General features: G+C 36.1%; 7 protein-coding genes and 1 pseudogene. 4 read left to right on the top strand and 4 right to left on the bottom strand.

Features of this window, described 5'->3' with window-relative positions; genetic code table 11:
- Together QVB70_RS18450 and QVB70_RS05850 are read right to left on the bottom strand one after the other, a co-directional pair.
- Window positions 1-104, bottom strand: a pseudogene (locus QVB70_RS18450) (pyruvate oxidoreductase subunit gamma); the annotation flags it as partial.
- 68 nt (window positions 105-172) lie between these two features.
- The gene (locus QVB70_RS05850; RefSeq protein ID WP_287584346.1) at window positions 173-349 is read right to left on the bottom strand and encodes a hypothetical protein; all 177 of its coding nucleotides are present in this window, start codon (window positions 347-349) and stop codon (window positions 173-175) included.
- A 27-nt stretch (window positions 350-376) separates the two neighbouring features.
- Here QVB70_RS05850 and QVB70_RS05845 point away from each other — a divergent pair, with 27 nt between their 5' ends.
- Together QVB70_RS05845 and QVB70_RS05840 are read left to right on the top strand one after the other, a co-directional pair.
- Complete coding sequence (locus QVB70_RS05845; RefSeq protein ID WP_287584344.1) at window positions 377-961, top strand: hypothetical protein; 585 nt, start codon at window positions 377-379, stop codon at window positions 959-961.
- Window positions 954-1,604 (top strand): cyclase family protein, encoded by a 651-nt coding sequence (locus tag QVB70_RS05840; RefSeq protein ID WP_287584342.1) that lies wholly within the window; start codon window positions 954-956, stop codon window positions 1,602-1,604. The genes QVB70_RS05845 and QVB70_RS05840 overlap by 8 nt, the downstream gene beginning before the upstream one ends.
- A 47-nt stretch (window positions 1,605-1,651) precedes the next feature.
- Here the strand turns inward: QVB70_RS05840 and QVB70_RS05835 are convergent, their stop codons facing one another.
- Window positions 1,652-2,260, bottom strand: a complete 609-nt coding sequence (locus QVB70_RS05835) for a Loki-CTERM sorting domain-containing protein (protein ID WP_287584339.1) — start codon at window positions 2,258-2,260, stop codon at window positions 1,652-1,654.
- 119 nt (window positions 2,261-2,379) lie between these two features.
- Here QVB70_RS05835 and QVB70_RS05830 point away from each other — a divergent pair, with 119 nt between their 5' ends.
- Window positions 2,380-4,029 carry an asparagine synthase-related protein gene (locus QVB70_RS05830; RefSeq protein WP_287584336.1) on the top strand — a complete coding sequence of 550 codons (1,650 nt, stop codon included), beginning with the start codon at window positions 2,380-2,382 and terminating at the stop codon, window positions 4,027-4,029.
- Between the two features lie 585 nt (window positions 4,030-4,614).
- Window positions 4,615-4,737: a hypothetical protein gene (locus QVB70_RS05825; RefSeq protein ID WP_287584334.1), complete on the top strand. Its 123-nt coding sequence runs from the start codon at window positions 4,615-4,617 to the stop codon at window positions 4,735-4,737.
- Between the two features lie 150 nt (window positions 4,738-4,887).
- Here QVB70_RS05825 and QVB70_RS05820 read toward each other — a convergent pair whose 3' ends face one another.
- Complete coding sequence (locus QVB70_RS05820; protein WP_287584332.1) at window positions 4,888-6,108, bottom strand: methionine adenosyltransferase; 1,221 nt, start codon at window positions 6,106-6,108, stop codon at window positions 4,888-4,890.
- Window positions 6,109-6,692: the final 584 nt, after the last annotated feature.

Raw genomic sequence — 6,692 nt, 5'->3', positions numbered from 1 at the left:
CCTTTATACCCCTCTAAATAAGCAGCTTCAGCCAAAATTTGTGCTGCTGTGACTGCACCTTGTCCTCCACGTCCATGCCAGCGAATCTCAATAAGTTTGCCCAATCATAATCCCCCTACAAGAAATATATGCGACTACCTCTTTAATTTAAACTTCTACCTTTGATATAATATCATTGGTTATTATCCTCTAAAGGTAACTGAAAATTTTTTGCAACAATAATCCCAATAATGAAAAGAGATGTTCCAATAAGTACAATGATTTCGCCTATCAATCGGATTCCAAAATAATATGTTAGCATTCCAAGAAAAAGTACAAATATAGCTAAAACCACTAAAATAAATCTCACAGTAGAGACCCCTAGAGGTTTGCAGGCATGTTCACACAAAACAGGACATATGTCCTTTATCTTGTCTTTGTATCCTTATTCATTCTTGTGTTTTATTATATTTCCGATTATTTCTACCTAAAAGTTCTAACCGCATTTCATTCCTCTTTACTCCTGGAACATTTGTTTTTAATACCTAATCATTCTCAAGTTGTCGGGAATAAAGTCTTTATTAACGACTTTGAGATCATTAGAGAGTGTACAGGTATCCAAGCAATCGTTGTGTTTGTGGGCCTTGTCTTATTTGTTCCTAGAGGACCTTGGAAGAAAAAAAACCTATCCCTGGCGCTTATAATAGGTTTTGTTTATGCTTCGAATGTTTTTAGAATTGCATTTGAAATATGGCTAATCGAAAGCGGTCTTCTTTCTTACGCGCTTACACATTATCCTTTAAGTCTAGTTCTTGGAGTTATCGGTATATTCATTCTGGTTATTGTAACCGAACAAATATATCCACAATTTTCTGAATTCATTATAGATCTTGTAAAAGCCATGTATACACATATTAATAACATCTGGATTTCGAATCTTAAAGCAAAGAAATCAAGAGATATGGAGGTAGGAAATGATTGACTTAGTAAACGTCAGGCTGGTTGACCTTTCAAAGAAATTACAGCCTGGAATTAAACATTTTGATGGAACATACATGCATGGAACTGAATTACGGCGTCTTGAACTAAGAGAGTTCATTTTCGCTGGGGATAATACATATATGTACTGGGTCGAGACGGAAACTCATATTGGCACTCACGTCGAAGGTCCCTCACATTATCTTAAAGGAGAAAAAGATATTGCATCTTTACCTTTAGAAAACTTCATCGGTGAGGCCCTAGTAATCGCTCTAACTCATAAGAAACCAAATGAGTCTATTTGCCCTAATGACTTAGAAGGAGTCAATCAGGGAGATATAGTTCTCCTATTTGCTTCTAAGAATTACAAGATGGAAGAGCGCCCTTACATAGCCCCTGATGCTGCTGAATACTTTTACGAAAAAAGAATAAAAATGCTGGGCATTGATGACTCTATTTCTATTGAGGCACCTGGTTCCATGGCAACACATGACTTCTTGCTTAGAAATGATATTCCAATAATCGAAGGATTAGATAACCTTCAAGCGTTAACAAAGCAAAGGTTTTTCTTCATAGGCTTTCCTCTCAGAATAGCAGGGTTAGATTCCTCGTGGATACGAGCCGTTGCTTTAGAAGAAGCCGACTAGGCTTTTCAAAAAAAAAAGAGATTGAGGAACGTATTGATTTATTTGAGTTATCTTTTTTTATTTCGACGTATGAAAAATACTGCGATAAGTCCTAAGACCAAGCCGATGAGGATTCCCTCAATAGGATAACCGGGTATTCCTCTTGGCGGAGACGTTGTTGGTTCTTCCGTTGCGGGCGACGTCGTTTCTGCGGGTTTTTCCGAAAATGTAACTTGGCCAATATCTTCTACTCTATAGCCGTCATATGTCGCGCCGACAATGTAGGTTCTATAAACCAATTTTACAGCAAGTTGACCACTGGAGGCAGTACCCGAATGAGGTGTAAATCCGAGATAAAAAGTTTCTGTATCACCTACACTGTTAAATTCAGTCTCACTGAGTGAGAATGACAGCCAATCATTATTATCGAGGAGGAGATCGCAAAACGAAAAGCGTATATAGTCATTTTGGGCTTGCTGTGTCATTTCTATTCTTAAAACAAACGTATATGTTTCTTCGTAATACATTGAGTCGTAATAGTCTAACTGGCAAGAAAAGGTATTAGTATAAGGATCACTGAATGACCAAGAAGCACTGTAATTTTGTGCTGAGATAGGTACTGCGACCAATAAGAGGCAAATCACAGCAAGGGGTGGGATAAAAATTTTTAGTTTCATTGATGCATCCACGCTTAATTTGATTTTGAAAATGATGTTAATAAACTTCATGTTAATAAATACATCTGTCTATGAATTTGCTGAGTTATTTGCTTAGAACTTAATCATGATGGAATTGAATGTGTATGAATGTGCACAGTTTGATCGCAGCGTATTGTAAAAAGTCTGAGAAGGTTTCTCAAGTACTTTCAGATATGATAATTCTTTCAGATATACAGAATAAACAGAAATTGAGTGATCCTAAAAAGTTTACGGTTGTTGATCATAACTATGGTATTGGAGCAGTTAACCTTGGGCAAAATACTGAAAACAGAATAAGTCAACCTTTCATAGATGAGAAGAATGAATTAGCTGTTGTTCTTGATGGTGAAATTTATAATCGAGAATTTTTTGAGGAATATCTCGCTGAATATTCTATAGAAACAGATCCTGATGCCAAATTGGTAGCCCACCTTTTTACGAAACTGCTTTCTTCATTTGATTTAACTTCAGCAGTTAGAAAGATGCTTTTACTGCTTGAAGGAGCATATGTATTCATAATCATGTTGCATAAGCATAACAAATTGATCATTACAAGAGATCCAATCGGAGTTAAGCCACTATACTTTGTGAAAACTCCTGACTGCATCCTTTTTTCTTCGCAAAGAAAACCACTCCTTTTTCAAAAATCTGAAAACATCTTCTACGAAGATATTCAAAGTGTCCACCAAGATAGAATCTATATCGTTTCAGGATCGGGAGATGTAGCAGATTTTGCAGGAGAAGGCTTGCAAAAACGTCAGATGTTTGATTTACCTCTCAATAAAATGATCCAAGCGCTTGAGGGATACTTTCGGTTTGCGATTGAGCGAAGATTGCCAGATTATAATGAGAAATTTGGTGTACTATTTTCAGGTGGACTCGACAGTTCCATTCTGGCAAGGTATGTTTCGGACTATGACGTGGACTTTAATCTCTACTCATCAGGTTTTCAAAATTCTTCCGATCTGGAGCACGCTATGGAATCTTTTAGCACATATGATGCTACTCTTAAAATAAATGAGTTAATTCTTGAAGATGTCGAAGTAGAAATCCCGAGAATTCTTTTTTACATCGAACAACCAGAAATCATGCAGATAAACATCGCAATCCCCGTCCATTTCTCAACCTTACTTGCAAAAAAGGATGGGATTCAACTTTTTTTTTCAGGGCAAGGACTAGATGAACTTTTTGGCGGTTATTCTCGGCATGTAGACACAGTTAAATCGGAGGGCCATGAAGCATTATACGAGCAGTTATGGGAAGAATTTAAGACGTTTCCTCCTATTACTCTTGAACGTGATGACACTTTAAGCAAATCACATAGAACTTTATCCAGATTGCCTTTTCTAGATCAAAGGATAGTAGAGTATTCGATGAGAATTCCAGCATCCTTCAAAGTGTATGACACAAGTAGAAACACTTTCATAAGAAAATGGATACTACGGCGAGTTGCTGAAAAACTTAATCTCCCAAAAAAAGTTATTAAGCGTAAGAAAATTGCTATGCAATTCGGATCGGGTACTGCTACTGCTTTGGGCAAAATAGCAAGAATGAATGGATTTGATAAGTCTCTTGCGAAGAAGTGTGGATATCTCAATAACCAGAAAATGTATCTTGATGCAATTGCGTGTCTATTGGGATTTCCCTTCAAAAATGTAAAACGAAAAAAACTGCTAGAATGTGTGCCTAAAATCTGGGAAGAGAAAATGAGTCAATATCTTTCTTTTAGGAGTCCTCAATATTTATAGTTTGGACCTTTCTCAAAAATACAAAGATTTACAAAAGCTAACTAATTTGATTTTGAATAGTCATTTACATTTGTAAATGTGAGAATGGGATTTTGATTTAACACAATTAAAGCATCAATTAAATCTGTTTAATCAAAGCAGATTCTATAAGATCTATCTCCAAAAGATGTTCATCTATATAAGCAAAAAATTTACTTTGATTCAAATAATTGCCTCATGAATGTTCCTCTTTGAAATGAAAAACGAAAAAACATTTTAAGATACATATTTGAAACCTGGAAATAAAAAAATGGATGTCAACTTTCCTTCACGCGCTAATAATTCGATCCTAAATTGAACGCAAGAGTCCTAGATGTTGTAAATTACTCAATTAGAGTGACGGCTTTACATTTGTCAATGTTTTTACTTTTGTAAATTGCTATGAAAGTGTCTAATCCTATTTAAATAAGGCCTACTAATTTAGAGCTTTTTGTGCTTTATCAAAAACTTTTTAAATAAGATATTATATTTGTTACTACAAACCAATCTATCTTTTGATAGAAAAAACTTTACGTTTGTAAAGATACTATCTATAGTTGATGAAAAATGGGAACTATTGAAATTTATGAGAGTCGAATATCAAAAGAATCTTGCACTCCTCAAATATCCGAAAAGGTTGATATCGAGGACTATATTCCAGCCAGATGGCGTAAGCATGGGATCTGGTGAAAAGGAAGTCGAAACGTCTAGATATCTTTTTTCCATTGATTTTTGTTTGTTGGGCACATCTTTCAGACAATATAATTTTGTATGCATCTTTCAGACAATATAATTTTGTATGCATCTTTCAGAAATTAGAATAGTATCTAAGCTATTTTCTTATGCAACAGGATATCTACCTAGAGCTAGGTCATTACACAATTCATCTATATTTTGAAAAGAGGATTCTATTAGTTCATTGACCTGTTCTGAAATAGAAGAGAGTTCCTTTCCTTCTTTCATAATTATTTCTGCCGCTGCTAGTTCTGGTTTATCAATTGGTTGCCCAATTTTGCTTAACAACCATATATATGCTTCTTCTATATCATCTTTAAATGTTGTATAGATTTCGTTTGCAATTTTATGGCTTAACAAACTATAAATCTTTCCGACGTGACTCACAGGGTTTTTCCCTGCTGCTGCTTCACTACTAACTGGTCTGTTTAAAGTTATTAATCCATTTGCTCTATTTCCTCGCCCTACTTGGCCGCTGTCCGCGCTTTCTGCACTTGTGCCTAGCGTGCTCAGATATAATCCAGAAATACCTTTTCCTTCTCTATCTAGTGTATTAAAAGATAGATCCAAGGTAGGCGAGTCATCTACAAGTTCGTTTGCTACGAAAGTTTGTATTGTCTCTAATACTTCATTCTTCTTTCGAAAATATGTTGCTTCTGAGTCCATATAAGAGTCCAACATGGGCATAGCTACAATCATATTGAGCGATTGACCATTTCTATGACCCATAACCTTCACGTCTTCCCCAGTTTCTGGAAATTGGTTTTTAAATTGACGTGAATTAAGATATCGTTCTAAGGATAATACAGTCTTTTCAGTATAGGTTAATGGTGCATATCCAACAGCCGCTGATGTGTCATTTGCGACAAGAATCCCTTCATTCTTATGAAAAATGTCCTTAAGTTCTTCTGAGCCCTCTTTCAGTTCTATCTGATACTCCACATGTTTAGTTGGGTCAATACCTCTGATTTTCGCCTTTAACCAGTCTTTTGCTGTTTGTATGGCAATTTCATCAACAGGTATTACTTCATCACCATACCTACTTGTAGCTCGGTCACCAATTATTAACCGCATAGGCTTAATAACATGACCGCCTCCAAATTCGTGCTTTACTTCTCCAGCAGCTAATAATGCTTTATCGATGTTGTGGTGGAGAATTACACCAAATTTTTTCAGATATTCTTGACTAAGCTTCACAGAAATTTGATCCATAATTGCATCACACATGTTATCAGGATGTCCAAGCCCCTTTCGTTCTACAATTTCAACTCTTTGCTGAGGAAGCGGAATATTTTTCAGTTGCTCGATAACAACTGCCTTGTTCATAATCGCCACATCACCTAATTTGTAAATCATTTGAGTATATCTAGCAATTTGGATGTATAATTAACGTGAGCAGGTGCTAAAATAAGTGCTTTTAGTTTTTAGTTTTTTGGTATCGATATTATTTACCTAAAACTATGAATTTCCTAAAATTCATTGTGAGTATTTTCTCAAAAAGACAATTTGAGGTCATTTCCCTTAAAAAACGTTAAAAATTGTACAAGAATTAAATGACCACAAAAATGATAATTCAAGGGGTTTTAAAGGCGTGGGTGACAGGAAAGCATTCTGGCTTTTTTCTTTTAATAAATTTTTACGATTAATTAAGCAAGAAAGCACCACAGCTTCAGCGTGGTGATGAATGGCGGTAGTGGGTGTTCACGTTCATCACGTACATCGAGGGGTCTCCCTACCGTTATATAGGTGATATGTGGGAGGTATCAATAACAATTGGAGGGATCATACGCACACTTGCAGATAAGGTGCATACTCCGATTGCATCACCATCGTTCGCCGTACCTACGGAGCGTAGGGATGTTAAGCCTGTGGAGATATGACCTCCGTAACCCGCCAGGGGATCGAGTCTG

This window comes from Candidatus Borrarchaeum sp. (genome assembly GCF_019058535.1).
GTDB lineage: Archaea > Asgardarchaeota > Sifarchaeia > Borrarchaeales > Borrarchaeaceae > Borrarchaeum > Borrarchaeum weybense.
This window is presented reverse-complemented; position numbering and strand designations above follow the sequence as displayed.